Below are 24,833 nucleotides of genomic sequence, written 5' to 3' on the forward strand. Positions count from 1 at the left end.
CCGGATCGTCGTCGCTACGCTTTCGATAGCTGCTTTCGCAGGCGTGGCGGGCGCCTGGGGCCGGAATATGCTACAGATCGCCCCCCTCGCCGACCCGGTGGCGCAGGCCGGCGACCGCTGGCAGCCCTGGAGCGCCGACCGGGCCGCCGCACTGGCCGCCGGGGGCCGGCCGGTGTTCGTCGATTTCACTGCCGCCTGGTGCGTGACCTGCCAGGTCAACAAGCGCGGCGCCCTCGCCCGCCCCGACGTGCTGGCCGCGTTCGACGCCCGGCAGGTCGCCCTGCTGCGCGCCGACTGGACCCGGCAGGACCCGGCGATCGGCGCCGCCCTGCGCGCCCTCGGCCGCAGCGGCGTGCCGGTCTACCTGCTGCAGGCACCCGGCCGGCCGCCGGTGGTGCTGAGCGAGATCCTGAGTGCGGACGAGCTGAAGGCGGCGATCGCCGCGCTGTAGGCGCTGCACTGCATCGACCGCCGCGCCGCGCCGCGCCGCGGTCAGGTCCAGGTCGGGCCGGGCTAGGCCGGGCCAGACCGGACCGGAGAACGAGACCGTATTCGCCGTGCGCGGTCGTCGCGAGCGCAAACCGGCCGACCTTGGAATGCCTGCTTTTCCTGCCACCTTCCGGCGTCTGCGGCAGGCCGCGGGTCCGATTCCCCGCGGCGACCGGTCCTCCGCTACCCCAGCCGGACCAGCGCGCTGCGCGCCATGTCGCCGAGCACGAAGCGGCGCACGACTTCGTTAAGCTTCACCGCCTGCGCATGGAGCGATTGGGCGGCGGCCGCGCTCTGTTCGACGAGTGCTGCGTTCTGCTGGGTGAAGGAGTCGAGTTGCGTGATCGAGCGGCTGATGTCGCTGATCCCGGTGCTCTGCTGCCGCGTGCCTGTGGCGATGCCCTGCACCACGTCGCTGACCTTGAGCGCGCCCTCCACCACGCTGGCCATGCCCGACCCTGCGTCGTTGACCTGCTTCCGGCCCGCATTCACTTTCGACAGGTTTTCTTCGACCAGGGTCCTGATCTGCTTGGCGGCGTCGGCGGAACGTGCCGCCAGGTTGCGCACCTCCTTGGCGACGACGGCAAAGCCCTTGCCATGCTCTCCGGCCCGCGCCGCCTCGATCGCCGCGTTCAGCGCCAGGATGTTGGTCTGGAAAGCGATCCCGTCGATGACGCCCGTGATCTCGGCGATGTCGCTGGACGACTGGGCCATGTTCTGCATGGTCTCGACTACCTTGTGGACCGCGCTGCCGCCGCCGGAGGCCGTCCTCGAGGCCTCGCCCGCGTACTGTGCGGCAGTGTCGGCGGAATCGGCGGTCGCCCGAACCGACTGCGTCAGCATCTCCATCGACGCTGCGGTCTGCTGCAGGCTGCTGACCTGGCTCTCCGTCCGCCGGCTCAGGTCGTGGCTGCCTACGGCAATCTCGTCGGCCGCAAGCTCGACATGGCCCGCCGCAGCGCCGACCTCCCTCAGGGCGTTGGCGATCTTGCCCATCGCCGCCTGCAGGTTGCGTGCGGCCGGCGACGCCACATGCAGTCCCGAGACATCCAGGTGGAGCGAACCGCCCTGGTCGATCGCAGCGACGACGCTGTTCAATTCGGCCTGCTCGATGGCGGCCCGCCGCAAGACAAGTGCCAGGAAGATTTCGATGCCGGTCTGCAGGACCACGTAGGCCGCGTGCAGGACAACGTTCCCAAAATCAGGCGTGGTGGTGCAGTAGACGCCCCAACCCAGTGCCTGCAGCCGATCGAAAAGCACATGATGCACCGCGAAAAAAGCCGCTCCCAGCACGATGGGTCGCCAGTCCCGATAGACGAGCAGCAGACCCAGCAAAACGAAAACGCCGAAGTGGTATTCGACGGTTCCGCGAGAAATCTGAATATGGAACGCCACCATGGCGGCATTCGATAACGTCAATGCGACCCATGAAAACGTGGTGCCCCTGCCCAGCCAGAAACCCATGACGCCAGGCAGTGCGATCGAGAAGGCTCCCAGCACGGCGAAGGCCAGCAGTCCTTCGTGCCGCCCCAGCAGCATGGCCGCAAATCCCGACAGTACCAGCGTCGACAGCATGACAGTATCGGCAGACCGCGAAACCAAGTGGAGGGAGTGCCTCACATAATTCGAATAAGTAATGGAATTTTTCATAATAAAATTCTTGATACATAATTTTATGTATTGCAGCATCATCTTATGATTACCACTTACATTGAGTTTCATTCGAAGAAGTGAAGACCGGAAAAGCCGATTGTTTGTCGGAATATTCCCACCAGTCCCAGGCGCAGTTGATTACGCAGATTTCAGAAATCGAAGCTTTCCTTTTATTTTGATATGGCAGATTAATTAATCTCTGTCGCGTGAACCGGCCGGCAGAAACCTGCGGCATGGGCGGGAATGCCCCTTGCAGGGCCGTCAGCACCACCAAAGATCGCCCGGCAACGGCGCTGGCGATACTTGGCAGACCTACCTGCTTGCGCCCCCCATGCCGCCTACCTCGCACGCTTTTCGACACTCCCTGCCGCGCATCGCCCTCCTCGCCACCGGCGGCACCATCGCCGGCGCGGGTGCCACGGCCGCCGACACCGGCCGCTACACCTCGGCCGTCACCGGTGTCGATGCGCTGCTGGCCGCCGTTCCGCAGATCGCCGAGGTCGCCGCGGTGCAGGGCGAGCAGGTGCTGCAGATCGGCTCCGAAAGCTTCCACAACGAGCGCCTGCTGTTGCTGGCGCGCCGGGTCGCGGCGCTGGCGGCGTCGGACGAGGTGGACGGCATCGTCGTCACCCACGGCACCGACACGCTGGAGGAAACCGCCTATTTCCTGCACCTGACGATCCCGAGCGCCAAGCCGATCGTGCTGACCGGCGCGATGCGTCCGGCCACCGCGCTGAGCGCCGACGGGCCGCTCAATCTGCTCGATGCGGTGGTCGTGGCCGGCAGCCCCGAGGCGGCGGGCAAGGGCGTGCTGGTGGTCATGGACCAGCAGGTCCACAGCGCCCGCGACGTGGCGAAGACGCATGCCAGCCGCACCGATGCTTTCCGGTCGGAATACGGGCCGCTCGGCACGGTGGCCGACGGCCGGGTGCGCTTCTACCGGCTGCCGGCGCGGCCGCACACCACGGCGAGCTTGTTCGACATCGGCCGGATCGCCGCGCTGCCCGAGGTCGGCGTGGTCTATGCCCACGGCCACACCATCCCCGCGCCCTACGAGGCGCTGGCCGCCGCCGGCGCGCGGGCGATCGTGCACCTGGGCTTCGGCGGCGGCACCGTGCCCGATTACCTCGAAGCCACGCTGCACGGCCTGCGTGCGCGCGGCGTGCTGCTGGTGCGTGCCAGCCGCACCGGCGGCGGCGCGGTCGTCCGCAACGGCGCCGTCGACGACGACGGCCTCGGCTGGGTCGCGGCCGACGACCAGAACGGCGCCAAGGCGCGGCTGCTGGCCGCCCTGGCGCTGGCCGAAGGGCTGGATGCGGCCGGCATGCAACAGGTGTTCTCGACCTACTGAGGGCCGCGTCGAACGCATGCCTACGGCCGTGCGGGCCGATCCCCGACAGGCGCTCCGCCCTCGCCCGCCCATGCTGGCGTGTCTCTTTCTCCTCACCGAACAGGCACGCCCATGAGCACCACCCCGCATCCGAACCCCGACAACGAAGAGCCGGTGAAGCCGGTCAGCGAGGACTCCGTCCCGCAGGACCCGGGCACCGACAACCGCTGGCAGATGGAACCGCTCGAAGACGCACCCGACGCGCCGGACGACGGCGCAACCGACGGTGCCGACGGCGACGGCGACTGACCTCCGGCCCCGCCGCTGCCGCATGGCGGCCCGGCGCCGCGCCGGGGCAGCGGCGACAATCCCGCCCATGTTTGCCCCCCTCCAGAACGACACCTTCCTGCGGGCCTGTCGGCGCCAGGCCACCGACCACACCCCCGTCTGGCTGATGCGCCAGGCCGGCCGCTACCTGCCGGAATACCGCGCCACCCGCGCGCAGGCCGGCAGCTTCATGGGCCTCGCCACCAACCGCGACTACGCCACCGAAGTCACGCTGCAGCCGCTGGACCGCTATCCGCTGGATGCGGCGATCCTGTTCTCCGACATCCTGACGGTGCCCGACGCGATGGGCCTGGGCCTGTCCTTCCAGCTCGGCGAAGGGCCGAAGTTCGCCCATCCGGTGCGCGACGAGGCGGCCGTCGCGGCGCTCGCGGTGCCGGACATGCACAAGCTGCAGTACGTGTTCGACGCGGTGTCGTCGATCCGCCAGGCGCTGAACGGCCGAGTGCCGCTGATCGGCTTCTCGGGCAGCCCCTGGACGCTCGCCTGCTACATGGTCGAGGGCGCCGGCTCGGACGACTACCGGCTGGTCAAGACGATGCTCTACAGCCGGCCGGATCTGATGCACCGGATGCTGGCGGTCAACGCCGATGCGGTGGCGCAGTACCTCAATGCCCAGATCGACGCCGGCGCGCAGGCGGTCATGATTTTCGACAGCTGGGGCGGCGTGCTCGCCGATGGCGCCTTCCAGCAGTTCAGCCTCGCCTACACCGCCCGGGTGCTCAAACAGTTGAAGCGCACCGGCGCCGACGGCCAGGACGTGCCGCGCATCGTCTTCACCAAGGGCGGCGGCCTGTGGCTGGAGCAGATGGGCGCCCAGCTCGACTGCGAGGTGCTCGGCCTGGACTGGACGATGCACCTGGGCACCGCCCGCCGGCTGGTCGGCGGCACGGTCGGCGGCCCCGGCAAGGCGCTGCAGGGCAACATCGACCCGAACGTGCTGTTCGCCCCACCGCCGCAGATCGACGCCGAGGTCGCCCGGGTGCTGGAAAGCTTCGGCACGCCGCACACCGACCCGACCACCACCGGCCCGACCCACATCTTCAACCTGGGCCACGGCATCAGCCAGCACACGCCGCCGGAGCACGTCACCGCCCTGGTCGAGGCCGTGCACCGCCATTCCCGTCGTCTGCGGGTCGCCTGACGGTTTTCCGCAACCGACCTGCAACCGGGTGTTTCGGCTTATGCACACATCGGGCGGTTGGCTGACAGCGGTCGCCAAGCGGTGTCACTTAAAAGTCACATTCGGTTTGGCATCTCTAAGTCGTTGATTTGTATAGGTTCCATCTGTTGCTTTTTTGGCGGGCACCGTGTCGAAAGCCTTGCTGGGCGCGGCTTCGGCGCCATCGCCACAGAGCTTTCAACAAAGTTATCCACAAAAAACGGGAATCTGTCGCAAATCCTTTGCGCATCAGGCACTTAGCGGAGGTCCGTCGCAGGCGTCGGTTGGCCGGGGCCGCCGGTGCCGAGCGACGCGAGCCACCGGGGCTTGACAGGCTGCTCAGCGGATCGAAAGCAACCCGCCGACGGCCAAAGGAAGTGCCGACTTCGCCGCCGGACCCGCGCCCGCCAAGGCTCTGTGAGCGACAGCCGGCCGACGCCGGTCCACTGAAACCGCTCCGCCGGCTGTCAAGCAAAAAATTTTGTGCTGCAGGCTTGCTTATGCACACCAACGGCAGAGCGGGCGCCGAAAACCCACAGCACGCGTCGAAGCGTGCAGCCGCTCGCTCAACACGCGTAAGTCGTTGATTCGTATGGCATGCGCCAGCAGCCTGTTTTTCGCGCAATCCGTGGGTGCCCAATGCCGGCGCGGACTTGGCACGGCTCGCTACCGGCTATCAACAAAGTTATCCCCAAAAAGCGGGGATGGCGCCGTGCTGCACCGCGTCAGGCCCGCATATCCGCGCCCACAGGGCCTCGGGCGCTCCTTTTTTCGTATGGACCCGTGTCGGTTGTGCACATGCGCGGAGACGTACCACTTGGCATCGGGTCATGGAGTGAACTCTGTGCGGAATTTTACAAGCCATTGATTTATATAGATAAATCGAATGACCTTAGAAGCCGTCCACCGGAAGCACGACAATGGTGCCCCGACGGCCAGCGCCGCCGCTGCACTCTGTCAACAAAGTTATCCACAGAAATACGCAGCGTGCTCCAAATCCCTGTCCGGTCAAGCATTTGCGCGATGAACCCCACCTTCCTTCTCAGCCGCGGCCCGCGGCGCCTGCCGGCACCATGCTGATCCCCGTCCTGGTCCAGACGCCCGCCCACAGCGGCATCGCCGGATCGCTGAGCTATGCGGCGAAGGCACCGCTGCCGCCGGGCACGCTGGTGCGGGTGCCGCTGGGCAGCCGCGAGACGCTCGGGATCGTCTGGAACGGCAATGCGGAGCCGCCCGCGCCGGGCGTCGAGGTGCGGGCCGTCGCCGGCGTGCTCGACGGCGTTCCGCCGCTGGGGGAGGCGTGGCGGGATCTGGTCGCCTTCGCCGCCCGCTATTACCAGCGTGGCGCCGGCGAGGTGGCGCTGGCCGCGCTGCCGCCGCAGCTGCGCGGGCTCGACGGCGTGCAGATGGCGCGCCGGCTGCGCCGGACCGCAGGCGCGCAGGCCGGGGACGAGGCAGCGCACATCGGTCCTGAAACCATAGCACTCACCGCAGAACAGGCGGGCGCCATCGCCGGTTTCGAGGCCCATCCCGGTCCGTTCCTGCTGTTCGGCGCCACCGGCAGCGGCAAGACCGAGGTGTACCTGCACGCCGTGCAGTCCCTGCTCGCACGGGAGGCCACCGCGCAGGCGCTGGTGATGGTGCCCGAGATCAACCTGACCCCGCAGCTGGAGGAGCGCTTCCGCGCCCGCTTCGGCGCCGACCGGGTGGTGTCGCTGCACAGCGGCATGACCAACCCGCAGCGGCTGCGCAGTTGGCTGGCCGCGCACACCGGCGCAGCGCGCATCGTGCTGGGCACCCGGATGGCGGTGTTCGCCTCGATGCCGACGCTGCGGCTGATCGTCGTCGACGAGGAACACGACCCGAGCTATAAGCAGCAGGAGGGCGCCCGCTATTCGGCGCGCGACCTCGCAGTCTGGCGCGGCCGGCGCGAAGGCGCCAAGGTGCTGCTCGGTTCGGCCACGCCCTCGCTGGAGAGCTGGCACGCCAGCCGGCCGCCCACAGGCGACGACCCGGGCGGCCGCTACCTGCGGCTGGAGATGCCGCACCGTGTCGGCGGCGGCGCGCTGCCGGTCGTGCGCCGCATCGACATGAACCACCAGCCGCGCGGCACAGTGCTGTCGGCGCCGCTGCTGGCGGCCATCGGCGAGCGGATCGCGCGCGGCGAGCAGTCGATGGTGTTCCTCAACCGCCGCGGCTATGCACCGGTGCTCACCTGCCACGATTGCGGCTGGAAGAGCGAATGCCCGCATTGCAGCGCCTACCGCGTCTTCCACAAGATCGACCGCACGCTGCGCTGCCACCACTGCGGTTTCGCCGAACGGGTGCCGCGCGCCTGCCCGGCCTGCGGCAACGTGGACATCGCGCCGCTCGGCCGCGGCACCGAGCGGCTGGAGGAAACGCTCGGCGAACTGCTCGCCGGCGTGCGGCGGCCCGACGGCCGGCCGGTGCGGGTGGCCCGCATCGACGCCGACACCACCCGCGCCAAGGGTGCCCTGGAATCGCAGCTGGCCGAGGTACACGCCGGCGAGGTGGACGTGCTGGTCGGCACCCAGATGATCGCCAAGGGCCACGACTTCCGCCGCATCACGTTGGTGGCGGCGGTAAATGCCGACGGCGCCCTGTTCTCCAGCGACTTCCGGGCGGCCGAGCGGCTGTTCGCACTACTGATGCAAGCCGGCGGCCGCGCCGGACGCGACGCCGCCTTCGTCGCGCAGCAAGGCAGCACGGCCGAGATGCTGGTGCAGACCGACCAGCCGACCCACCCGCTCTTCGCCGCGCTCAAGGCGCACGACTATCCCGCCTTCGCCGCGCAGCAGCTCGAGGAGCGCCGGGCCGCCGGCATGCCGCCCTTCGCCTTCCAGGCGCTGGTACGCGCCGACGCCCGCAGCCAGGAGGTGGCCCAGGCTTTCCTGGTCGCGGCCCGCCAGGCCGCGCAGGACGCAGGCCTCGATGCCGACGGCCAGGTCGTCGCCTTCGGTGCGGTGCCGATGGCGGTGCAGCGCGTCGCCAATGTCGAGCGTGCGCAGATGCTGCTCGAAAGCTCGTCGCGCCAGGCGCTGCAGCGCTATCTGGCGGCGTGGCAGCCGCTGCTGCACGCCACCCGGGCCGATCCCGCGCACAAGGGGCTGATCCGCTGGCTGGTGGACGTGGACCCGCTGGCGGTCTGACCCACATCGGGTAACCGCGGCGGCGGCGCGGCTGCGCACACTCGCTGCATGCCTGCCCGCGCCGTCGCCGCCATCGCCATCCGCCTGGTCCTCGCCGCCGCCGCGCTGGCGGCACTGGCCTGGACCTGGGAGGAAGGCCGGCACCGGCTGCCGCCGCAGTGGAACCCGTGGGCGCCGCTCGACATCGCCGAGCCGCCCGGCCCGTTCTCCGCCTGGAAACTGCGCCGCGCGACCGCCACGCCTGCGGCCTGCACCGGCTGGCTCGACACGGCCGGCGTGCGCCACACGCCGGTGGCCGACCGCCTCGGCGACGACGGCTGCGGCTGGCAGAACGCCAGCCGGGTGAGCGGCGTCGGGGGGGTCACGTTTTCTTCAACTTTCGTGCTCGCGTGCCCGGCGGTGGCGCGGCTCGCGCTCTGGGAACGGCACGGCCTGCAGCCGGCGGCCGAGCAGTACCTGGGCAGCCGCGTGGCGGCGATCGAGCACCTGGGCAGCTACGCCTGCCGCAACGTGTACGGCCAGGCCGAGGGCCGGCGCAGCCAGCATGCGACCGCCAACGCGTTCGACATCGCCGGCTTCCGGCTGGCCGACGGCCGCCGGGTGTCGGTGCTGCGCGACTGGCGCGCTGCGCCCGATGATGCGCCGCAGCCCACCTTCCTGCGGGCTGCGCACGGGTCGGCGTGCCGATTCTTCGCAGGCGTGTTGGGGCCGGAATACAACGCGGCGCACCGCGACCATTTCCATTTCGACCAGGGCCCCAACCGCGTCTGCCGCTGACGCGGTGCGGCTACCGCCGCCGCTACGGATGCCAGGTTGACACCACCGTCGGCGTCTGCGCCGACACGCTGCCCGCCAGCGCATACGACAGCGCATTGGCCGCATCGATCACCGTCTTCGCATGCGCCTCCAGCACCGCCTCGGTCAGCCGCGCGGCCGGGCCCGAGATGCAGACCGAGCCGAGCAGTTTCCAGTGCGTGCCGAACACCGGCGCCGACACCGTTGCCACGCCCTTCTCCCGCTCGCCGATCGACAGGCAGTAGCCGCGCTGGCGGATGCGTTCGTACACCGCGCCGCGCTGGCCCGAGAACGCCAGGATCACCCGGCCCGGCGAGCCCTTGTCGAGCGGCAGCGCCTCGCCCATGCGGGCATGGTGGCGCAAGGGCTGCACGCCCTCGACCCGCATCAGGCAGGTGCGGAAATCGCCTTCGCGCACGTAGAACGCCGCGCTTTCCCGGGTGGTTTTGGAGAGCTTGCGCAGCATCGGCTCGACCACGTCCTGCACGTCGAAGCCCGACTGGTAGCGCGCGCCGAGCCAGCCGGCCGCCGGCCCGAGCCGCCAGCCGCCGTCGTCGCAGGGCACCATGTAGCCGGCCATCGCCAGGGTGCGGGCGATGCGCAGCGCGGTGGTCTTGTGCAGGCCGCAGCGGCGGCTCAGTTCGGCCAGCGACAGCTGCGATTCGCCGAGCGCGAAGGCCCCGAGCAGCGCCATCGCGCGGGTGACCGCGACCACGCTCCCGGTACTCGACTCGGCCTCGGCCGGGCCCGGACCGGGCGGTGCCGCCGAGGGGGAACCTAGGGTTTTCCTCAAGTTTCGCTTTCCAGCATGCGTTTCGTTCGTCGAAACAACATTGTACGGAACGAAACCGCACCCTACAGTGCGCCACCGCCCCGCAGCACGAGGCCGCGGGCACCACAAGGAGACCTGTCGATGACGTTCCACCCTGCCACCGGCCGCCGCGCGGCCCTCGCCCTGGGCCTTGCGCTCGCCGCCGGCACCGCCGCCTTTCCGGCCGTCGCGCAGCAGGCCTATCCGTCCAAGCCGATCCGCCTGATCGTGCCGTTCCCGCCGGGCGGTGGCACCGACATGATCGCGCGCACCGTGTCGCAGAAGCTCGCCGACACGCTGAAGTGGACCATCGTGGTCGACAACCGCGCCGGCGCCGGCGGCAACCTGGGCGTGGACCAGGCCGCCAAGGCCGCACCCGACGGCTACACGCTGGTGCTCGGCCAGACCAGCAACCTGGCGATCAACCCGACGCTCTACCCGAAGCTGCCCTACGACCCGCTGAAGGACCTGGTGCCGGTGGCGCTGGTGTCGTCCTCGCCGATCGTCATCGCCGTGGGCGTGAACTCGCCGTACAAGACGTTTGCCGACGTGGTCGCCGATGCGAAGAAGCGGCCGAAGACGATCACCATGGGCTACTCGGGCAACGGCACCGTCGCCCACCTGGCGAGCGAGCTGGCGCAGAAGACCGCCGGCATCGACCTGCAGCACATCCCCTACAAGGGCGCCGCGCAGGCGATGACCGACCTGGTGAGCGGCCAGATCGACCTGTACATGTCCTCGGTGCCGACGCTGCTCGGCCAGGTGCGCAACCAGAAGCTGCGCGCCCTTGCCGTGACCTCGGCCAAGCGTTCGGGCGAGCTGCCGGACACGCCGACGCTCGCCGAATCGGGCTACAAGGGCTTCGACGCGGTGACCTGGTTCGGCATCCTCGCGCCGGCCGGCACCCCGCCTGCCATCGTGAAGACACTCAACACCGAGATCAACAACGCCCTGCGCGACCCGGCCGTGGCCGCGAAGCTGAAGTCCGACGGCGGCGACGTGATCGGCGGCACGTCCGAGCAGTTCGCCACGCTGCTGAAGAACGAGATCCCGCGCTGGGGGAAGATCGTCAAGGACTCAGGCGCGACGATCGACTGACCGCGTCCACCCGGCTCTCTGCCCCGCTCGCGCCATGACCGCCGACATGCTGTCGTCGTCGCACCGTCACGCCGGTACCGTGCCGTTCTCGGCCGGCACCGCCGCCCCGCGGGCCGCGGTGCCATCGCAGGCCTGCGACTGCCACATGCATCTCTACGACCGCCGGATTCCGGCGGTGGCCGGTGCCCGCCTGCTGCCGCCCGACGCGACGGTCGCCGACTACCGGCAGTTGCAGCAGCGCATCGGCACACGGCGCACCGTGCTCGTCACGCCGTCCACCTACGGTGCGGACAACCGGCCGATGCTCGCGGGACTGCAAGCGCTCGGGACGGACGCCCGCGGCGTGGCGGTGATCGACGGAACGGAGACCGATGCCGAACTGCAGCGGCTCGATGGACTCGGTGTGCGCGGCATCCGGCTCAACCTCTCGCTCGGCGTGACCGGCAGCGAAGCGCAGATCGAGCCGCTCGCACGGCGCATCGCGCCGCTGGGCTGGCATCTGCAGCTGCTGATGGTGCCGGACCGGCTCGCCGATCTGGCCGATGTGCTGGAGCGCCTGCCGGTGCCGCTGGTGTTCGACCACTTCGGCCGCATGGCGCCGGACGATGCGCACCGCCACCCGGCCCACGCCCTGCTGCTGCGGCTGCTCGCCGAGGGACGGACGTGGGTGAAGCTGTCCGGCGGCTACATCGTGAGCGCCTCGCACACCGTAGACGACCCCGCGCTCGACACGCTGGCCCGGAGCTACCTCGCCGTTGCGCCGCACCGCGTGGTCTGGGGCAGCGACTGGCCGCATGTCACCGCCTCCGCCGGCCACCACCCGATGCCCGACGACGCCGCGCAGGTCGACGCGCTCTCGCGCTGGATCGGCCACGACGACGCGGCCCTGCACCGCGTCCTGGTCGACAACCCGCGGACGCTCTACGGCTTCGACGCCTGACGACCGCCGCGTTTTTTCCCGGAGACATCCCATGCATCTGCCCCGCACCCCGCGCGCCGTCAGCCGCCGCGCTTTCACGACCTTCGCTGCCGCCACGGTGGCCGCCGGCATCGTGCCGCCCGCCTTCGCGCAGGGCGACTGGCCGGCCGGCAAGACCATCACCTGGGTGGTGCCCTACCCGCCCGGCGGCAGCACCGACGTGCTCGGCCGCAACCTGGCGCAGCGCATCGCGGGCCCGCTCGGCACCACCGTGATCGTCGACAACAAGGCGGGTGCCACCGGCACCATCGGCGCGGCCTACGTCGCCAAGGCCGCACCGGACGGCACCACCCTGCTGGGCACCTCCATCGGCCCCCAGGCCATCGCGCCGCATCTGATGGGCAAGCTGCCCTACGACCCGATTGCCGGCTTCGCACCGGTCGTCACCATCGGCACGATCCCGCACATCCTGGTGGTGGGCGCGAACCAGCCGTTCAAAACGGTCGCCGACCTGATCGCCGCCGCGAAGAAGGCCCCCGGCACGCTGGCCTATGCGTCGGGCGGCAACGGAACCGTGCTGCACATGCAGGGCGAACTGCTGAAGCAGCAGACCGGCCTGCAGCTCAACCACATTCCCTACAAGGGCGACACGCCGGCTCTGCAGGACACGCTCGGCGAGCAGGTGAACTTCATGTTCGCGCCCGCCGCGGCGGCGCTGCCGCACATCCAGTCCGGCAAGCTGCGGGCGCTGGCCGTCACGTCCGCCGCTCGCCTGAAATCCCTGCCCACGGTGCCCACGATGGGCGAGGCCGGCCTGAAGGACTTCGTCGTCGAACAGTGGCAGGCCGTGTTCGCGCCGGCCGGCACGCCCCAGCCGGTGGTGCAGCGTCTGAACCGCGAGATCAACACCGCGCTCAAGGACCCGACTGTCGTGGCCTTGGCCGAGAAGCTGGGCGTGACCCTGGTCGGCGGCACGCCGCAGCAGCTGGGCGACCTGCAGAAATCCGATTCCGCCAAATGGGCCCGGGTGATCCGCGACGGAAACATCAAGGCCGAGTGACCCCCCTTTTCCTCCTTCTTTATTTCTCCTCCGAAACCACACCATGAGCCAACTCCCTGAAGTCGTGCGCGAATTCGATCGCGTGTCCCCCGAAGTCGTCGCGAAGGCCAAGACCTTCCAGGCCGCCATCCTGGCCGACGTGGCCGGCCGCCGCGGCACCATGCATGCCCGCGTGGCGCCGGTCGATCCGAAGATGGTGGTCGCCGGCCCGGCCTTCACCGTCGAGGTCCGCCCCGGCGACAACCTGATGATCCACGCCGCCATCGCACTGGCGAAGCCCGGCGACGTGCTGGTGATCGACGGCAAGGGCGACCAGACGGCCGCGCTGATGGGCACCCTGATGCTCAGCGCGTGCAAGAAGCTGGGCCTGGCCGGCGTGATCGTGGACGGCGCGATCCGCGACCGGCTCGAACTGCTCGACCTCGGTTTTCCGGTGTTCAGCGCCGGCTTCAACCCGGCCGGCCCGACCAAGTTCGTGCCGGGCCGCATCAACCACCCGATCTCCGCCGGCGGCACCGTGGTGAACCCGGGCGACCTGGTGGTCGGCGACGCCGACGGCGTGGTCGTGATCGAGCGCGCCAAGGCGCCCGCGATGATGGACCTGGCCGTCAAGAAGGTGGCCGACGAGTCCAAGCGCCTGGAGGCCATCGCCGCCGGCGACACCGCGTCGAAGTGGCTGCCGGCCGCCCTGCGCGCCGCCGGTGTGCTGAAGGAAGGGGAATCGCTGTGAGCCGCCGCGCCATCCTCGTCACCGGCGCCGACCTGGCGCCCCAGGCCCTCGCACTGCTGCAGGACTTCGACATCGTCTATGCCGGCAAGACGCCGACCGAGGACGATCTGGTCGCACTGTGCGGCGCCCACGATCCGGTCGCGATCATCGTGCGCTACGGCAAGGTCGGCCCGGCGGTGATGGACGCGGCGCCGTCGCTGCAGGTGATCTCCAAGCACGGCAGCGGCACCGACACGATCGACAAGGTCGCGGCGACAGCGCGCGGCATCGAGGTGGTGGCCGCCGTCGGCGCCAACGCCGCGGCGGTGGCCGAGCAGGCGCTCGCCCTGCTGCTCGCCTGCGCCAAGTCGGTGGTGCCGCTGGATGCGCGCATGCACGCCGGCCACTGGGACAAGGCCACGCACAAGAGCCTGGAGCTGGGCGGCCGCACCGTCGGTCTGCTGGGCCTGGGCGCGATCGGCCAGCGCTTCGCGAAGATGGCCGACGCGATGGGCATGCGGGTGATCGGCTTCGATCCGTACGCGAAGAATTTGCCGTCGTACATCGCGTCGGTGGACCTGGAAACGATCTGGCGCGAGTCCGACGCGGTCTCGCTGCACTGCCCGCTGACCGACGAGAACCGCGGCCTGCTGAACGCCGAGACGCTGGCGAAGTGCAAGCCCGGCGTGATCGTGGTCAACACCGCGCGCGGCGGGCTGATCGACGAAGCGGCGCTGCTCGACGCGGTGCGCTCGGGCCAGGTGCGCGGCGCCGGCCTCGACAGCTTCGCAGTCGAGCCGATGACCGCCGGCCATCCGTTCCAGGGCCAGGAGCGCATCGTGCTGAGCCCGCACATCGGCGGCGTGACCAGCGATGCCTACGTGAACATGGGCGTGGGCGCGGCGAAGAACCTGCTGGCGGTGCTGGGGCAGCGAACCGCCACGGCGGCGTGAACGGCATGTCGCAGCCAAAACCGCCTCTGGCGCCCGTCCTGCTTGCGCTTCTAGCTCTTGTTTCAGGAGCATCCAGCGCACAGGCACAGGGGTGGCCCGCCAAGCCGGTGCGGCTGGTGGTCGGCTTTTCCGCCGGCGGCCCGACCGACGTGGTCGCGCGGGCCTTCGCCGACCATGCCTCCCGCACGCTCGGCCAGCCCTTCGTCGTGGACAACAAGCCGGGCGCCAACACCATCCTGGCGGCCGAGGCGGTCGCTGCCGCGCCGGCCGACGGCTACACCCTGCTGGTCGGCGCCACCAACCACACGATGATCCCGGCGCTCTACAGCGCCCGGGTGAAGTTCGACGCGGTGACCTCGTTCGCGCCCGTCTGCACGGTGGCGGTCAGCCCGACGGTGCTGGTGACCGGCCCGTCGATGAGGGCGCCCACGTTGACCGCCTTCCTGCAGAAGGTGAAGGCCGCGCCGGGCGAGCGCACCTACGCCACGCCGGGCGCCGGCAGTTCCGGCCATTTCGCGAGCGAGCAGTTCACCCGGCTCACCGGCACGAAGATGAACCACATCCCATACAAGGGCGCCGCGCAGGCGGTGACCGACCTGGTGGGCGGACAGGTGGACAGTTCCTTCGCCACGCTGGGCTCGGTGCTGCCGCAGGTGCAGGCCGGCAAGCTGACCGCGCTTGCGGTGGCCGCGCCGCAGCGCTCGGCCCTGCTGCCGCAGGTGCCGACCTTCGACGAGGCCGGCGTGAAGGGCTACCGCGCCGACGCCTGGTACGGCCTGCTGGCCCCGGCCGGCACCGCGCCGGCGGTGCTGGCCCTGCTGGAGAAGACCGCGCAGTCCTTCGCGCAGGCGCCCGCCACGGTGGAGAAGCTGCGGTCGCTGGGCATGGAAGCGCAGAGCGTCTGCGGCACGGCCTTCGGCACGCAGCTGCAGCGCGAGGTGCAGGGCTACACCCGCCTGGCCCGCGAACTCGACCTCAAGACCGAATGACGCGGGGCGCCGCCGGTGCGTGCCCTCGGGGCGCACCGGCCCCCGCTGCCTGTCCCGAATTTCCAAGGAGACCCGCCATGACTTCGTCCACCCTCGCCCGCCGCACCCTCCTGGCCGCCGGCCTGAGCGCCGTCCTCGCCCCCTTCGCCGCCCACGCCGCCTGGCCGGAACGGCCGGTGACGATCGTCGTGCCCTACGCCCCCGGCGGCGCGGCCGACGCCGTCGCCCGCGTGCTGGCCGTCCGCATGGGCGAGAAGCTGGGCACCAGCGTGATCGTCGACAACCGCGCCGGCGCCAGCGGCACCATCGGTGCGGCCTATGTCGCCAAGGCCGCGCCGGACGGCTACACCGTGCTGTACGACGCGACGCCCTATTCGATCAACCCCTACCTGTTCCCCAAGCTGCCCTACGCACCCGACGCGCTGCAGCCGCTGTCGCTGGTGCTGCTCGCGCCCAACGTGCTGATCGTGAAGGCCGATTCGCCGTTCAAGACGGTGAACGACCTGGTGGCCCGCGCCAAGGCCGCGCCCGGCAAGCTCAACTTCGCCTCGGGGGGCAGCGGTACGGTACAGCGGCTCGCCTCCGAGCTGTTTCGCCAGCGGCTGCAGCTCGACATGGTCCACGTGCCCTACAAGAGCGGCGGCCCCGCCATCGCCGACGTGATGGGCGGCCAGGTCGACTTCATGTTCAGCACCGTGGCCGCGTCCTATCCGCTGATCGCCTCGGGCAAGCTGCGGGCGCTGGCGATCTCGTCGCCGCAGCGCTCGCCGCGCCTGCCCGACGTGCCGACCGTCGCCGAGAGCGGCGTGCCCGGCTACGAGGCCTTCGAGTGGAACGGCATGCTGCTGCCGGCGAAGACGCCGGCCGACGTGGCCGACCGGCTGCAGAAGGCGGTGGTCGAGGTGCTGAAGGAGCCGGAGGTACAGCAGCGGCTGAAGGACCTCGGCGCCCAGCCGGTCGGCTCCACGCCGGCCGAGTTCGCCACCTTCCTGAAGAAGGAAAGCACGAAGTGGAGCGAGGTGGTGAAGAAGGGCGACATCAAGGCCGACTGACCGCGATGCCGCTTCCGTCCGATCCCGCGGCATGGCCGGTGCCGCATTCGGCCGGCCGCGCCGGCCCGGCCCGTCGCCTGCCCGCCCGGGCCTGCGACAGCCACATGCACATCTTCGACCCGCGCTTCGCGCCGTCGCCGCATTGGCAACGCACGCCGCCCGATGCACCGGTCACGGCCTACCGCCGACTACAGCAGCGACTGGGCACAGAGCGCGCGGTGGTCGTCACGCCCTCGACCTACGGCACCGACAACCGCTGCACGCTGGACGCACTGGCGCAGCTGGGCCCGGCCGTGGCCCGCGGCGTGGCGGTGGTGGATGCGGCCGTGGACGATGCCGAACTCGACCGCCTCGCCGCGCAGGGCGTGTGCGGCCTGCGGGTCAACTTCGTCACGCCGCAGTCCTGGGGCACCACCACGCCGGAGATGCTCGACACCCTCGCCGCCCGGATCGCGCGGCTCGGCTGGCATGTGCAGGTCTTCCTGCACCCGGAGCAGGTGGTGGCGCTGGAGCCGCGCCTCGCCCGGCTGCCGGTGCCGCTGGTGATCGACCACATGGGCCGGATCGACCCGGCACAGGGTCCGGACGCGGCAGCGTTCGCCGCCGTGCGCCGGCTGATCGACGGCGGCAACACCTGGGTCAAGCTCTCAGGCGCCTACATGCGCTCGGCCGCCGGCGGCCCGCAGGGCGACTATGCCGACACCTGGCCGCTGGGCCGCGCGCTGGTGCGTGCCGCGCCCGGACGGCTGGTCTGGGGCAGCGACTGGCCGCACACCACCGAGGCGCCCGGCACGGTGGACGATGCGGTGCTGCTCGACACGCTGGACGCCTGGTGCGACGGCGACGATGCCGCGCGCCATGCGATCCTGGTCGACACCCCGGCCCGGCTCTACGGCTTCATGCCCTGACCGTCATTCCTTCACCGATTCCGGACACGTTTCGACCATGTTCCTGATCCAGCCCCCGCAGGTGCGCGAACTCGCGCTGTTCACCACCCTGCCCGACGCCCTGCGCAAGCCCGAGCGCAGCGTCTGGGCCGATGCCAACCGCGGCGGCACGGCCACCGACAGTTTCCTGGAAGGCCCGGTGTTCGACGGCGCGGGCAACCTTTACGTCACCGACATCCCGTGGGGCCGCATCTTCCGTATCGACCCGCAGGGCGGCTGGACGCTGGTGGCCGAGTACGACGGCGAGCCCAACGGGATGAAGTTCCTGGATGCGCACACGCTGCTGGTCACCGACTACAAGAACGGCCTGGTGCGCATCGACACCGCCACCGGCGCCGTCACGCCCTGGCTGGAGCGCCGCAACAGCGAACGCTTCAAGGGCGTGAACGACCTGGTGTTCGACCGCGCCGGCAACCTGTACTTCACCGACCAGGGCCAGAGCGGCCTGCACGATCCGTCGGGCCGGCTCTACCGCCTGCGGCCGAACGACCAGCTCGACCTGCTGCTGTCGAACGTACCGAGTCCCAACGGCGTCGCCCTGTCGCCGGACGAGCGGGTGCTGTACCTCGCCGTGACCCGCGGCAACTGCGTCTGGCGGGTGCCGCTGCTGCCGGACGGCAGCGTGGCCAAGGTCAGCCAGTTCTTCACCTCCTACGGCCCGAGCGGCCCGGACGGCCTGGCGGTGGATGCGCAGGGCCGGTTGCTGGTGGCCAACCCCGGTCTCGGCTACGTCTGGGTGCTCAACGCGCGGGCCGAGCCGGTGGAGGTGCTGCGCGGCCCGGCGGGGGCGTCGATCACCAACCTCGCTTTCGGCGGCGCGGATCGGCGGACGCTGTACGTGACCGATTCGACGCACGGCTGCGTGCTGCGGGCGGAAATGGACGTGCCCGGGCTGGCGCTGCATCCGCAACGCTGACCTGCGCGGCGCCGGGTCAGCGGCGCCCGCCCCGCGGCCGCGCGGTCGGCGCGGCGTCGGCCACCTCCCGCACCAGCCGCATCCCCACCAGCGTGTACCGCGTGTCCGGCTTGTTCCAGTTCCGGTAGGCGCAGCGCGCATACAGCGGCCAGGTGTGCCAGGAGCCGCCGCGCCGCACCCGCACCTCGCCGCGGGCCGGGCCCTGCGGATCGTCGCGCGGCGCGGCGGCGTAGGCGTCGTCGGCATGCCAGTCCGACACCCACTCCCATGCGTTGCCGACCATGTCGTGCAGGCCGAAGGCATTGGGCGGGTAGGTCCCGACCGGCACAGTGAACGCATGGCCGTCGTGCCCGTGCAGGGCCTGGGACTGCCAGCGGGGCCAGTAGGGTGCGGCGTCCTGGTCGAAGGTGTTGGCGTGGCGCACCAGCTGCTGCGGGTCGTCGCCGTGCGGATAGCGGCCGCGGCCACCGGCGCGGCAGGCGTATTCCCATTCGGCCTCGGTCGGCAGGCGGTAGCGGCGGCCTTCGGTGGCGCTCAGCCAGGCGGCCAGCGCATGGGCGTCGTGCCAGGTGATGTTGACCACCGGATGGTCGTCCGTCTGCACGAAACCCGGGTGCCGCCAGGAATAGCGCGGATCGCGGCCTTCGAAGGCGTCGCCGCGGGCGGTGGTCGTTGGGTCGTAGGCCGGGTTCCAGCCGTAGCCGCCGGTGCCGTCGGCCTCGGATTCCGGCCGGTAGCCGGAGGCCGCGACGAAGCGGCGGAACTGGCCGACCGTGACTTCGGTGCGGCCCAGCTCGAACGCCCGGATGAAGCGGACCGTCCGCACCGGCTTCTCGTCCGCCAGGGCCGAGAAGCGCTCGGGTGCCATGCCCGGGTAGGCGGCGGCGAGGACGGCAGGCGATTCGTCGCTGCCCCGTCGGAAGCTGCCGGGCGGGATGCGCACGAACTCCATGCCGAGGATGTTGGTCGCGACGGCCGGCGGCGGCCCTGCCGAGCTGGCGAGTGGCCACGCTGTCAGCAGCAAGGCGGCGAGCCCCAGTGCCCACGGTGCGCCGAAACGATGCCGCAAGCGGGAAGACGACAAAAGCAGGAAACACATACAGCGCGGGGCCCGGTCCACCATGACGGACGCAGTATGAGCGTCAGGGTGGACCGGGCCCCGGCTGCGGCGGTCCCGAGCGGAACCGGCCGCGGGGCAGGTCCGGGTCACGGCGAACGATTTGCCGGCACGGAGCCGCCGGAGATCAGCGCTTGGTGAACAGCGCGCCGAGCAGGAAACCGGCACCGGCCACGATCGCCAGGGTGGCCAGCGGGTTCGCGACCGCCGACTCGCGCACCTGGTTCAGGGCATCGCCGTAGAGCTCCTGGGCCTTGCCGGCCGCCTGGCGGGTCTTGCCTTCTGCGCGGAGGCTGTTGTCGCCGGTGGCGGCGCCGAAGGCGTCCTGGACGTGGCCGGCGAGTTTCTGTGCGGTGCCTTCGATCTTTTCGAGCATGGTGGAAGCCTTTCGTGAGTAGTGATGTGATGCGTCCCTGGTTCCAGCCTTGGAAGCCTGTGCCGGGGACGAAGCGCTACTGTCGTCGATGCCTGCCGGTCTGCGCGCGGCGCCGCGTCGCCTGATGCCGTAGTGCATTGCGACCGTCCGGCTGTGGGACGCCACCCCACGCCGGCCGGCCGCCCACGGCCGTCAGAGCGGCACCAGCCGGCGGACGGTGGCCTGCACCGGATCGGGGTTGTCCGACGGCGGCACGCCCTCGTGGCTCACCTGGATGTGCATGTGCGTCATCAGGAAGGCGCCGTAGACGGTGGTGAAGGCGGTGTTCTTGGCGTCGAGCCCGGTGGCGACCCGCACCACGTTCATCGGTTCGGCCAGCCGGGTCGGGTCGAACATGATCCAGCGACCGCCGATCCAGGCTTCGATCACCGCATGGAAATCCTGCGGCGGCTCCTGGAAGTGGCAGTAGCCGCCGACCAGGCGCGCCGGGATGTTGAGCGAGCGGCAGAAGGTGATCGCCAGGTGCGCGAAGTCGCGGCAGACGCCCGCACGCTGCTGGAAGGCGTCCAGCGCAGTGGTGGTCGGGTGGCTGGTACCGATCTGGTAGGCGATGTTGTCGCGGATCCACTGGCAGATCGCCTCGACCCGCTGCGGCCCGCGCGGCAGGTGGCCGAACAGGTAGCGGCCGTCCGCCCCCATCGTGTCCGACGGGCAGAAGCGGCTCGGCATCAGGTAGGGCAGGACGTCGTCCGGAATCTCGGAGATTTCCGCCTCCCGCTCACCGCCATGGGGCAGCCAGCGGTCGATCCAGACGCTGGCGTCGTAGCGGATGTTGAGTTGTCCAGGTTGTGCGTCGCAGCGGAAGATCCGGTTGCCGAAGCTGTCGGTGGATTGCCGCAGCAGCACGTTGGGCGTGGCGGTGAGCGTCTCCGCCAGCACCTGCTGGTCGGGCGAGTGGGCGCACTGGATCTGGAAGATGAAGTGCGACGGTTGGTAGACCTGGTATTCCAGATCGCAGCGCAGCAGGGTCGGCGCCGCGTCGACGGACGAGATGGGTAGGGCGGACATGGACGGCTTTCGTGACGGGCAGACGGGCCCTCTTCCGGCCCGCCAGCCCGTCACTGTGCCCGCCGCCCGGGCCCCGGCCGTGTGGGCCTGCGCCGTCAGCGCCCGTCAGCCGCCGCCTGCGTGGACGGCATGGCGCGGGCCGGCAGCACCTGCCCTTCGCAGGCGCCGAAGCCGATGGTGCGGAAGCCCGCCCGCTCGCCGCGCGCGCGCAACATCACGCTGTCGCCGTCCTGCAGAAAGGCACGGGTCTCGCCGTTGCCGAGCACCAGCGGCTGCTTGCCGCCGGCCGACAGTTCCAGCATCGAGCCGCCCTGGTCCGGCGTCGGGCCGGACTGGGTGCCGGAGCCCAGCATGTCGCCAGGCTGCAGGTTGCAGCCGCCGACCGTGTGGTGCGCGAGCAGCTGGGCGATGGTCCAGTAGGAGTCCTGGAAGTTGCTACGCATCAGCCGCTGGTGCGGCTGGCCGGCGGCACGCATCTTGTCGGTCTGCAGCCAGACTTCGAGCTGCAGGTCGAGCGCGCCGCGCGCCCGGTTGTCGTCGCTGTCGAGGTAGGGCAGCGGCTGCGGATCGCCCGCGGGCAGCACGAACGGCGCGCGGAACGGCTCCAGCGCCTCCAGCGTCACGATCCAGGGCGACAGGGTCGAGGCGAAGTTCTTCGACAGGAAGGGGCCGAGCGGCTGGTACTCCCAGGCCTGGATGTCGCGGGCCGACCAGTCGTTGAGCAGGCCGAGGCCGAACAGGTGGTCCTCGGCCTCGGCCATCGGCACCGGCTCGCCCTGCGCGTTGGCGGTGCCGACGTAGATCGCCATCTCCAGCTCGTAGTCGAGCCGCTCGCAGGGGCCGAAGCGCGGCGCGCCGTCGGCGCCGCCCGCGCCCAGCTGCGCCACCGGCCGCGGGAAGCGCTGGCCCGACACGCCCAGCGACGAGCTGCGGCCGTGGTAGCCGATCGGCACCCATTTGTAGTTGGGCAGTAGCGGGTTGTCCGGACGGAACATGCGGCCGATGGAGGTGGCGTGGTGCACGCTGGTGTAGAAGTCGGTGTAGTCGCCGATGCGGGCGGGCACCGCGTATTCCGCCTCGGCCTGCGGCACCAGCGCGGACCGCCACGCCGCTTCGCCTGCGGCACCGGCGGCGAGGCCGTCGGACAGCGCCTGGCGCAGCACCACCCGCGCCGGACGGCCGCGGGCCATCAGCGCGTTGAGCGTGCCGTCCTCGGTGCCGGCGAGCGCGGCGGCGGCGTCGCCGGTCAGGGCGCCGGAGCGCACCAGCGCCGTCAGGTCGAGGATCTGGTCGCCGATGGCGGTGCCGGGGCGGAAGGCTTCGTCGCTGCCGGCGCGGCGGAAGATGCCGAGCGGCAGGTTCTGGATCGGGAAGTCGGTGCCTTCGGTGTTGGCGGAGGCGACCCAGCTCTGCAGGGCGGCGTCGTGGGTGCGGTCGAGGCGTGCGGTCATGGACGGTGGGACAGGAAAAAGAGAAGAGAAGCGCAGTCAGTCGGCGGACATGCCGGCGCGGCGGGCGACCTCGCCGAGCCGCTGGTATTCGGTGCGGGTCAGGGCATCGAGCGCCTGGGGCGTCGAGCCGCGCGGCGTGAAGCCGGCCTGCAGCAGCTTGTCGCGCACCTCGGGCAGGGCCAGCGCATCGTTGATCGCGCGGTTGAGCGCCTGCACCGTCGCCGCCGGCATGCCGGCCGGGCCGTACACGCCGAACCAGGGCTCCAGCGCATAGCCGGCGAGGCCCGCCTCGGCCAGCGTCGGCACCTGCGGCAGCGCGGGCGAGCGCTGGGGCCCGGCGACGGCCAGCGCCCGCAGCTTGCCGGCCTGGATGTGCGGCAGCGAGGCCGGCAGGTTGTCGAACATCACGCCGATGGTGTTGCCCATCAGGTCGTTCAGCGCCGGGCCGCTGCCCTTGTAGGCGACGTGCGTCAGCTCGGTGCCGGTGGCCTGGCCGAACATCACGCCGGCCAGGTGCATCGAGGTGCCGGCGCCGGCCGTCGCATAGGGCAGGCCCGGCTTCGCCTTCGCGGCGGCGACCAGGTCGGCCACCGTCTTCACCGGCGAGGCGGCGGGCACCTCCAGCACGATGGTCGAGGTGCCGAGCAGCCCGATGGCGGTGAAGTCCTTGCGCGGATCGAACGCCATCGACTTGTAGATGTGCGGATTGAGCGCATTGGTCGAGATCGCGCCGAAGCCGATCGTCGTGCCGTCGGGCGCCGCCTTGGCGACCAGGTCCATGCCGATGTTGCCGCCGGCGCCGCCCCGGTTGTCGACGATGACCGGGCGTCCGAGCGTCTCGGCCATCTTCTGGCCGACGGTGCGGGCCACCAGGTCGGTGGTGCCGCCGGCGGTATAGGGCACGACGAAGCGGATCGGCGCCTGCGGGCCGTCGGCGGCATGGGCGGCCGGCAGGGCCAGGCCGATGCCGGCGGCCAGGGTGCCGGCGAGCCGGGCGAAGCCGCGGCGGCGGAGGAAGGTGCGCATAGGAGTTGTTTCTTTCGGGTTGTGGAGGGCGGGTCAGGGAGCGGCGAAGCGGTCGGCCAGGCCCTGCCAGCAGTCGGGGTAATTCGGATCGCGCACGCCGCCCGCGTCGCGGTCCTGCAGCGCCCAGGCGGTCGGCACGAAACGGTAGCGGCTTTCGAACATGAAGGCCAGGGTGCCGTCGAGCTTCTGCGGCTGCAGGTCGCCGGTGCTGGCCTTCTCGAACGATTCCTCGTCCGGGCCGTGCGGCACCATGCAGTTGTGCAGGCTCGCGCCGCCCGGCACGAAGCCTTCGGCCTTGGCGTCGTAGCGGCCGTAGACCAGCCCCATGAACTCGCTCATCAGGTTGCGGTGGTACCAGGGCGGGCGGAAGGTGTCCTCCTGCACCAGCCAGCGCGGCGGGAAGATCACGAAGTCGCAGTTGGCGGTGCCGGGCGTGTCGCTCGGCGAGGTGAGCGCGGTGAAGATCGACGGGTCCGGATGGTCGAAGCTGATCGAGCCGATCACCATGAAGTTCTGCGTGTCGTACTTCAATGGCGTCAGGTTGCCGTGCCAGGCGACGACGTTGAACGGCGACTGCGCCATGTCGGCGCGCCAGAGCCGGCCGCCGAAGCGGCGCAGGATCTCGTAGCCGCCGCCCGCGTCGTCCTCGGCCGCGGCCACCGGCGCCTGGAAGTCGCGCGGGTTGGCCAGGCCGTTGGAGCCGATCGGGCCCAGCTCGGGCAGCCGGAAATGCGCGCCGTAGTTCTCGCAGACATAGCCGCGCGACGGGCCGTCGGGTAGGCCGACCTTGAAGGCGATGCCGCGCGGGATCAGCGCGATCTCGCCGGGGGCGACCTCCAGCACGCCCATCTCGGTGGTCAGCACCAGCCGGCCCTGCTGCGGCACGACCAGCAGTTCGCCGTCGGCATCGACCAGCGCGCGGCGCTCCATCGAGCGGTTGGCGGTGTAGACCAGCGCGCCCATGCCGGACTGGGTCTCGGCGTCGCCGTTGGCGACCATCGTGCGCAGGCCGTCGGCGAAGTCGGTCGGCGCATCCGGGATCGGCACCGGCGCCCAGCGCATCGGATCGGGCGGCATCGCCGCACCGCCGCCGCCGGCCGCGCCGGTGGTCCAGGCGTCCTGGGCGTAGGGCCGGTAGCGGCCCGAGACCACCGACGGCTGGCGCCGGTAAAGCCAGGTGCGCAGGTTCTCGTGGCGCGGCGCGGTGAAGGCGCTGCCGGAGACCAGCTCCGGATAGAGCTGCATCGGCGCGCGCTGCGGGCTGTTGCGGCCCTGCGGCAGCGCACCCGGCACCGATTCGGTGGCGAACTGGTTGCCGAAGCCGCTCTGGTAGCGCAGCGGGCCGGAGGGGGCGGACGTCATGGAAATCGCTCCTTGCTATCGAATCAGTAGCTGCC

The 24,833-nt window shown here is 70.7% G+C and carries 23 protein-coding genes; 15 read left to right on the forward strand and 8 right to left on the reverse strand.

Annotated elements, in window-relative coordinates:
- Positions 1 to 451 (forward strand): thioredoxin family protein (locus QZ500_RS02610; protein WP_295850421.1); only part of this gene is annotated, 451 nt, incomplete at its 5' end.
- Positions 452 to 672: 221 nt separating this feature from the next.
- On the opposite strand, the gene QZ500_RS02615 is transcribed toward QZ500_RS02610, so the two are convergent.
- Positions 673 to 2,064 carry a methyl-accepting chemotaxis protein gene (locus tag QZ500_RS02615; protein ID WP_295850423.1) on the reverse strand — a complete coding sequence of 464 codons (1,392 nt, stop codon included), beginning with the start codon at positions 2,062 to 2,064 and terminating at the stop codon, positions 673 to 675.
- A 409-nt stretch (positions 2,065 to 2,473) separates the two neighbouring features.
- Here QZ500_RS02615 and QZ500_RS02620 point away from each other — a divergent pair, with 409 nt between their 5' ends.
- The 5 genes from QZ500_RS02620 (at position 2,474) to QZ500_RS02640 (ending at position 8,926) form a co-directional block, all read left to right on the forward strand.
- Entirely contained in the window at positions 2,474 to 3,493 is a 1,020-nt protein-coding gene (locus QZ500_RS02620; RefSeq protein WP_295850425.1) for an asparaginase, read from the forward strand.
- Positions 3,494 to 3,604: 111 nt separating this feature from the next.
- A complete protein-coding gene (locus tag QZ500_RS02625; RefSeq protein ID WP_295850428.1) occupies positions 3,605 to 3,781 on the forward strand; it encodes a hypothetical protein in 177 nt (58 codons plus the stop codon).
- A gap of 67 nt (positions 3,782 to 3,848) precedes the next feature.
- A complete protein-coding gene (hemE, locus tag QZ500_RS02630; RefSeq protein ID WP_295850430.1) occupies positions 3,849 to 4,961 on the forward strand; it encodes a uroporphyrinogen decarboxylase in 1,113 nt (370 codons plus the stop codon).
- Between the two features lie 1,091 nt (positions 4,962 to 6,052).
- Positions 6,053 to 8,149, forward strand: a complete 2,097-nt coding sequence (gene priA, locus QZ500_RS02635) for a primosomal protein N' (protein ID WP_295850433.1) — start codon at positions 6,053 to 6,055, stop codon at positions 8,147 to 8,149.
- Between the two features lie 48 nt (positions 8,150 to 8,197).
- Positions 8,198 to 8,926: an extensin family protein gene (locus QZ500_RS02640; protein WP_295850436.1), complete on the forward strand. Its 729-nt coding sequence runs from the start codon at positions 8,198 to 8,200 to the stop codon at positions 8,924 to 8,926.
- Between the two features lie 22 nt (positions 8,927 to 8,948).
- On the opposite strand, the gene QZ500_RS02645 is transcribed toward QZ500_RS02640, so the two are convergent.
- Entirely contained in the window at positions 8,949 to 9,659 is a 711-nt protein-coding gene (locus tag QZ500_RS02645; RefSeq protein WP_295850546.1) for an IclR family transcriptional regulator, read from the reverse strand.
- Positions 9,660 to 9,857: 198 nt separating this feature from the next.
- On the opposite strand from QZ500_RS02645, the gene QZ500_RS02650 reads away from it, so the two are divergent.
- The 9 genes from QZ500_RS02650 (at position 9,858) to QZ500_RS02690 (ending at position 18,398) form a co-directional block, all read left to right on the forward strand.
- Positions 9,858 to 10,853, forward strand: coding sequence for a tripartite tricarboxylate transporter substrate binding protein (locus QZ500_RS02650; protein ID WP_295850439.1), 996 nt, complete (start codon positions 9,858 to 9,860; stop codon positions 10,851 to 10,853).
- 34 nt (positions 10,854 to 10,887) lie between these two features.
- The gene (locus tag QZ500_RS02655; RefSeq protein WP_295850442.1) at positions 10,888 to 11,793 is read left to right on the forward strand and encodes an amidohydrolase family protein; all 906 of its coding nucleotides are present in this window, start codon (positions 10,888 to 10,890) and stop codon (positions 11,791 to 11,793) included.
- Positions 11,794 to 11,824: 31 nt separating this feature from the next.
- Complete coding sequence (locus QZ500_RS02660; RefSeq protein ID WP_295850445.1) at positions 11,825 to 12,832, forward strand: tripartite tricarboxylate transporter substrate binding protein; 1,008 nt, start codon at positions 11,825 to 11,827, stop codon at positions 12,830 to 12,832.
- A 43-nt stretch (positions 12,833 to 12,875) separates the two neighbouring features.
- The gene (locus QZ500_RS02665) at positions 12,876 to 13,562 is read left to right on the forward strand and encodes an RraA family protein (RefSeq protein ID WP_295850448.1); all 687 of its coding nucleotides are present in this window, start codon (positions 12,876 to 12,878) and stop codon (positions 13,560 to 13,562) included.
- Positions 13,559 to 14,494, forward strand: a complete 936-nt coding sequence (locus tag QZ500_RS02670; RefSeq protein WP_295850451.1) for an NAD(P)-dependent oxidoreductase — start codon at positions 13,559 to 13,561, stop codon at positions 14,492 to 14,494. The genes QZ500_RS02665 and QZ500_RS02670 overlap by 4 nt, the downstream gene beginning before the upstream one ends.
- Positions 14,495 to 14,499: 5 nt before the next feature.
- The gene (locus tag QZ500_RS02675; protein WP_295850454.1) at positions 14,500 to 15,483 is read left to right on the forward strand and encodes a tripartite tricarboxylate transporter substrate-binding protein; all 984 of its coding nucleotides are present in this window, start codon (positions 14,500 to 14,502) and stop codon (positions 15,481 to 15,483) included.
- A 77-nt stretch (positions 15,484 to 15,560) separates the two neighbouring features.
- Positions 15,561 to 16,535 (forward strand): tripartite tricarboxylate transporter substrate binding protein, encoded by a 975-nt coding sequence (locus tag QZ500_RS02680; RefSeq protein WP_295850458.1) that lies wholly within the window; start codon positions 15,561 to 15,563, stop codon positions 16,533 to 16,535.
- Positions 16,536 to 16,540: 5 nt separating this feature from the next.
- Positions 16,541 to 17,443, forward strand: a complete 903-nt coding sequence (locus tag QZ500_RS02685; RefSeq protein ID WP_295850461.1) for an amidohydrolase family protein — start codon at positions 16,541 to 16,543, stop codon at positions 17,441 to 17,443.
- Positions 17,444 to 17,480: 37 nt separating this feature from the next.
- Entirely contained in the window at positions 17,481 to 18,398 is a 918-nt protein-coding gene (locus tag QZ500_RS02690) for an SMP-30/gluconolactonase/LRE family protein (protein ID WP_295850464.1), read from the forward strand.
- A gap of 16 nt (positions 18,399 to 18,414) precedes the next feature.
- Here QZ500_RS02690 and QZ500_RS02695 read toward each other — a convergent pair whose 3' ends face one another.
- From QZ500_RS02695 to hmgA, 6 genes are all read right to left on the reverse strand, one after another.
- Complete coding sequence (locus QZ500_RS02695; RefSeq protein WP_295850548.1) at positions 18,415 to 19,350, reverse strand: formylglycine-generating enzyme family protein; 936 nt, start codon at positions 19,348 to 19,350, stop codon at positions 18,415 to 18,417.
- 292 nt (positions 19,351 to 19,642) lie between these two features.
- Positions 19,643 to 19,891 (reverse strand): CsbD family protein, encoded by a 249-nt coding sequence (locus QZ500_RS02700; RefSeq protein WP_295850466.1) that lies wholly within the window; start codon positions 19,889 to 19,891, stop codon positions 19,643 to 19,645.
- A 192-nt stretch (positions 19,892 to 20,083) separates the two neighbouring features.
- Positions 20,084 to 20,959, reverse strand: a complete 876-nt coding sequence (locus tag QZ500_RS02705; RefSeq protein ID WP_295850469.1) for a transglutaminase family protein — start codon at positions 20,957 to 20,959, stop codon at positions 20,084 to 20,086.
- 95 nt (positions 20,960 to 21,054) lie between these two features.
- Complete coding sequence (gene fahA, locus QZ500_RS02710) at positions 21,055 to 22,410, reverse strand: fumarylacetoacetase (protein ID WP_295850472.1); 1,356 nt, start codon at positions 22,408 to 22,410, stop codon at positions 21,055 to 21,057.
- Between the two features lie 36 nt (positions 22,411 to 22,446).
- Positions 22,447 to 23,436 (reverse strand): tripartite tricarboxylate transporter substrate binding protein, encoded by a 990-nt coding sequence (locus QZ500_RS02715; RefSeq protein ID WP_295850474.1) that lies wholly within the window; start codon positions 23,434 to 23,436, stop codon positions 22,447 to 22,449.
- A gap of 33 nt (positions 23,437 to 23,469) precedes the next feature.
- Positions 23,470 to 24,798 (reverse strand): homogentisate 1,2-dioxygenase, encoded by a 1,329-nt coding sequence (gene hmgA, locus QZ500_RS02720; RefSeq protein ID WP_295850477.1) that lies wholly within the window; start codon positions 24,796 to 24,798, stop codon positions 23,470 to 23,472.
- Between the last annotated feature and the right edge of the window lie 35 nt (positions 24,799 to 24,833).

The sequence above is a fragment of the uncultured Xylophilus sp. genome (assembly GCA_913776965.1).
In the GTDB taxonomy this organism is placed as follows: Bacteria; Pseudomonadota; Gammaproteobacteria; order Burkholderiales; family Burkholderiaceae_C; genus Xylophilus.

Coding starts and splice junctions, on each gene's coding strand:
- QZ500_RS02615 (WP_295850423.1), bottom strand. CDS start 2,064: ATGCTGTCGACGCTGGTACTGTCGGGATTTGCGGCCATGCTGCTGGGG.
- QZ500_RS02620 (WP_295850425.1), top strand. CDS start 2,474: ATGCCGCCTACCTCGCACGCTTTTCGACACTCCCTGCCGCGCATCGCC.
- QZ500_RS02625 (WP_295850428.1), top strand. CDS start 3,605: ATGAGCACCACCCCGCATCCGAACCCCGACAACGAAGAGCCGGTGAAG.
- hemE (WP_295850430.1), top strand. CDS start 3,849: ATGTTTGCCCCCCTCCAGAACGACACCTTCCTGCGGGCCTGTCGGCGC.
- priA (WP_295850433.1), top strand. CDS start 6,053: ATGCTGATCCCCGTCCTGGTCCAGACGCCCGCCCACAGCGGCATCGCC.
- QZ500_RS02640 (WP_295850436.1), top strand. CDS start 8,198: ATGCCTGCCCGCGCCGTCGCCGCCATCGCCATCCGCCTGGTCCTCGCC.
- QZ500_RS02650 (WP_295850439.1), top strand. CDS start 9,858: ATGACGTTCCACCCTGCCACCGGCCGCCGCGCGGCCCTCGCCCTGGGC.
- QZ500_RS02655 (WP_295850442.1), top strand. CDS start 10,888: ATGACCGCCGACATGCTGTCGTCGTCGCACCGTCACGCCGGTACCGTG.
- QZ500_RS02660 (WP_295850445.1), top strand. CDS start 11,825: ATGCATCTGCCCCGCACCCCGCGCGCCGTCAGCCGCCGCGCTTTCACG.
- QZ500_RS02665 (WP_295850448.1), top strand. CDS start 12,876: ATGAGCCAACTCCCTGAAGTCGTGCGCGAATTCGATCGCGTGTCCCCC.
- QZ500_RS02675 (WP_295850454.1), top strand. CDS start 14,500: ATGTCGCAGCCAAAACCGCCTCTGGCGCCCGTCCTGCTTGCGCTTCTA.
- QZ500_RS02680 (WP_295850458.1), top strand. CDS start 15,561: ATGACTTCGTCCACCCTCGCCCGCCGCACCCTCCTGGCCGCCGGCCTG.
- QZ500_RS02685 (WP_295850461.1), top strand. CDS start 16,541: ATGCCGCTTCCGTCCGATCCCGCGGCATGGCCGGTGCCGCATTCGGCC.
- QZ500_RS02690 (WP_295850464.1), top strand. CDS start 17,481: ATGTTCCTGATCCAGCCCCCGCAGGTGCGCGAACTCGCGCTGTTCACC.
- QZ500_RS02695 (WP_295850548.1), bottom strand. CDS start 19,350: ATGGAGTTCGTGCGCATCCCGCCCGGCAGCTTCCGACGGGGCAGCGAC.
- QZ500_RS02700 (WP_295850466.1), bottom strand. CDS start 19,891: ATGCTCGAAAAGATCGAAGGCACCGCACAGAAACTCGCCGGCCACGTC.
- QZ500_RS02705 (WP_295850469.1), bottom strand. CDS start 20,959: ATGTCCGCCCTACCCATCTCGTCCGTCGACGCGGCGCCGACCCTGCTG.
- fahA (WP_295850472.1), bottom strand. CDS start 22,410: ATGACCGCACGCCTCGACCGCACCCACGACGCCGCCCTGCAGAGCTGG.
- QZ500_RS02715 (WP_295850474.1), bottom strand. CDS start 23,436: ATGCGCACCTTCCTCCGCCGCCGCGGCTTCGCCCGGCTCGCCGGCACC.
- hmgA (WP_295850477.1), bottom strand. CDS start 24,798: ATGACGTCCGCCCCCTCCGGCCCGCTGCGCTACCAGAGCGGCTTCGGC.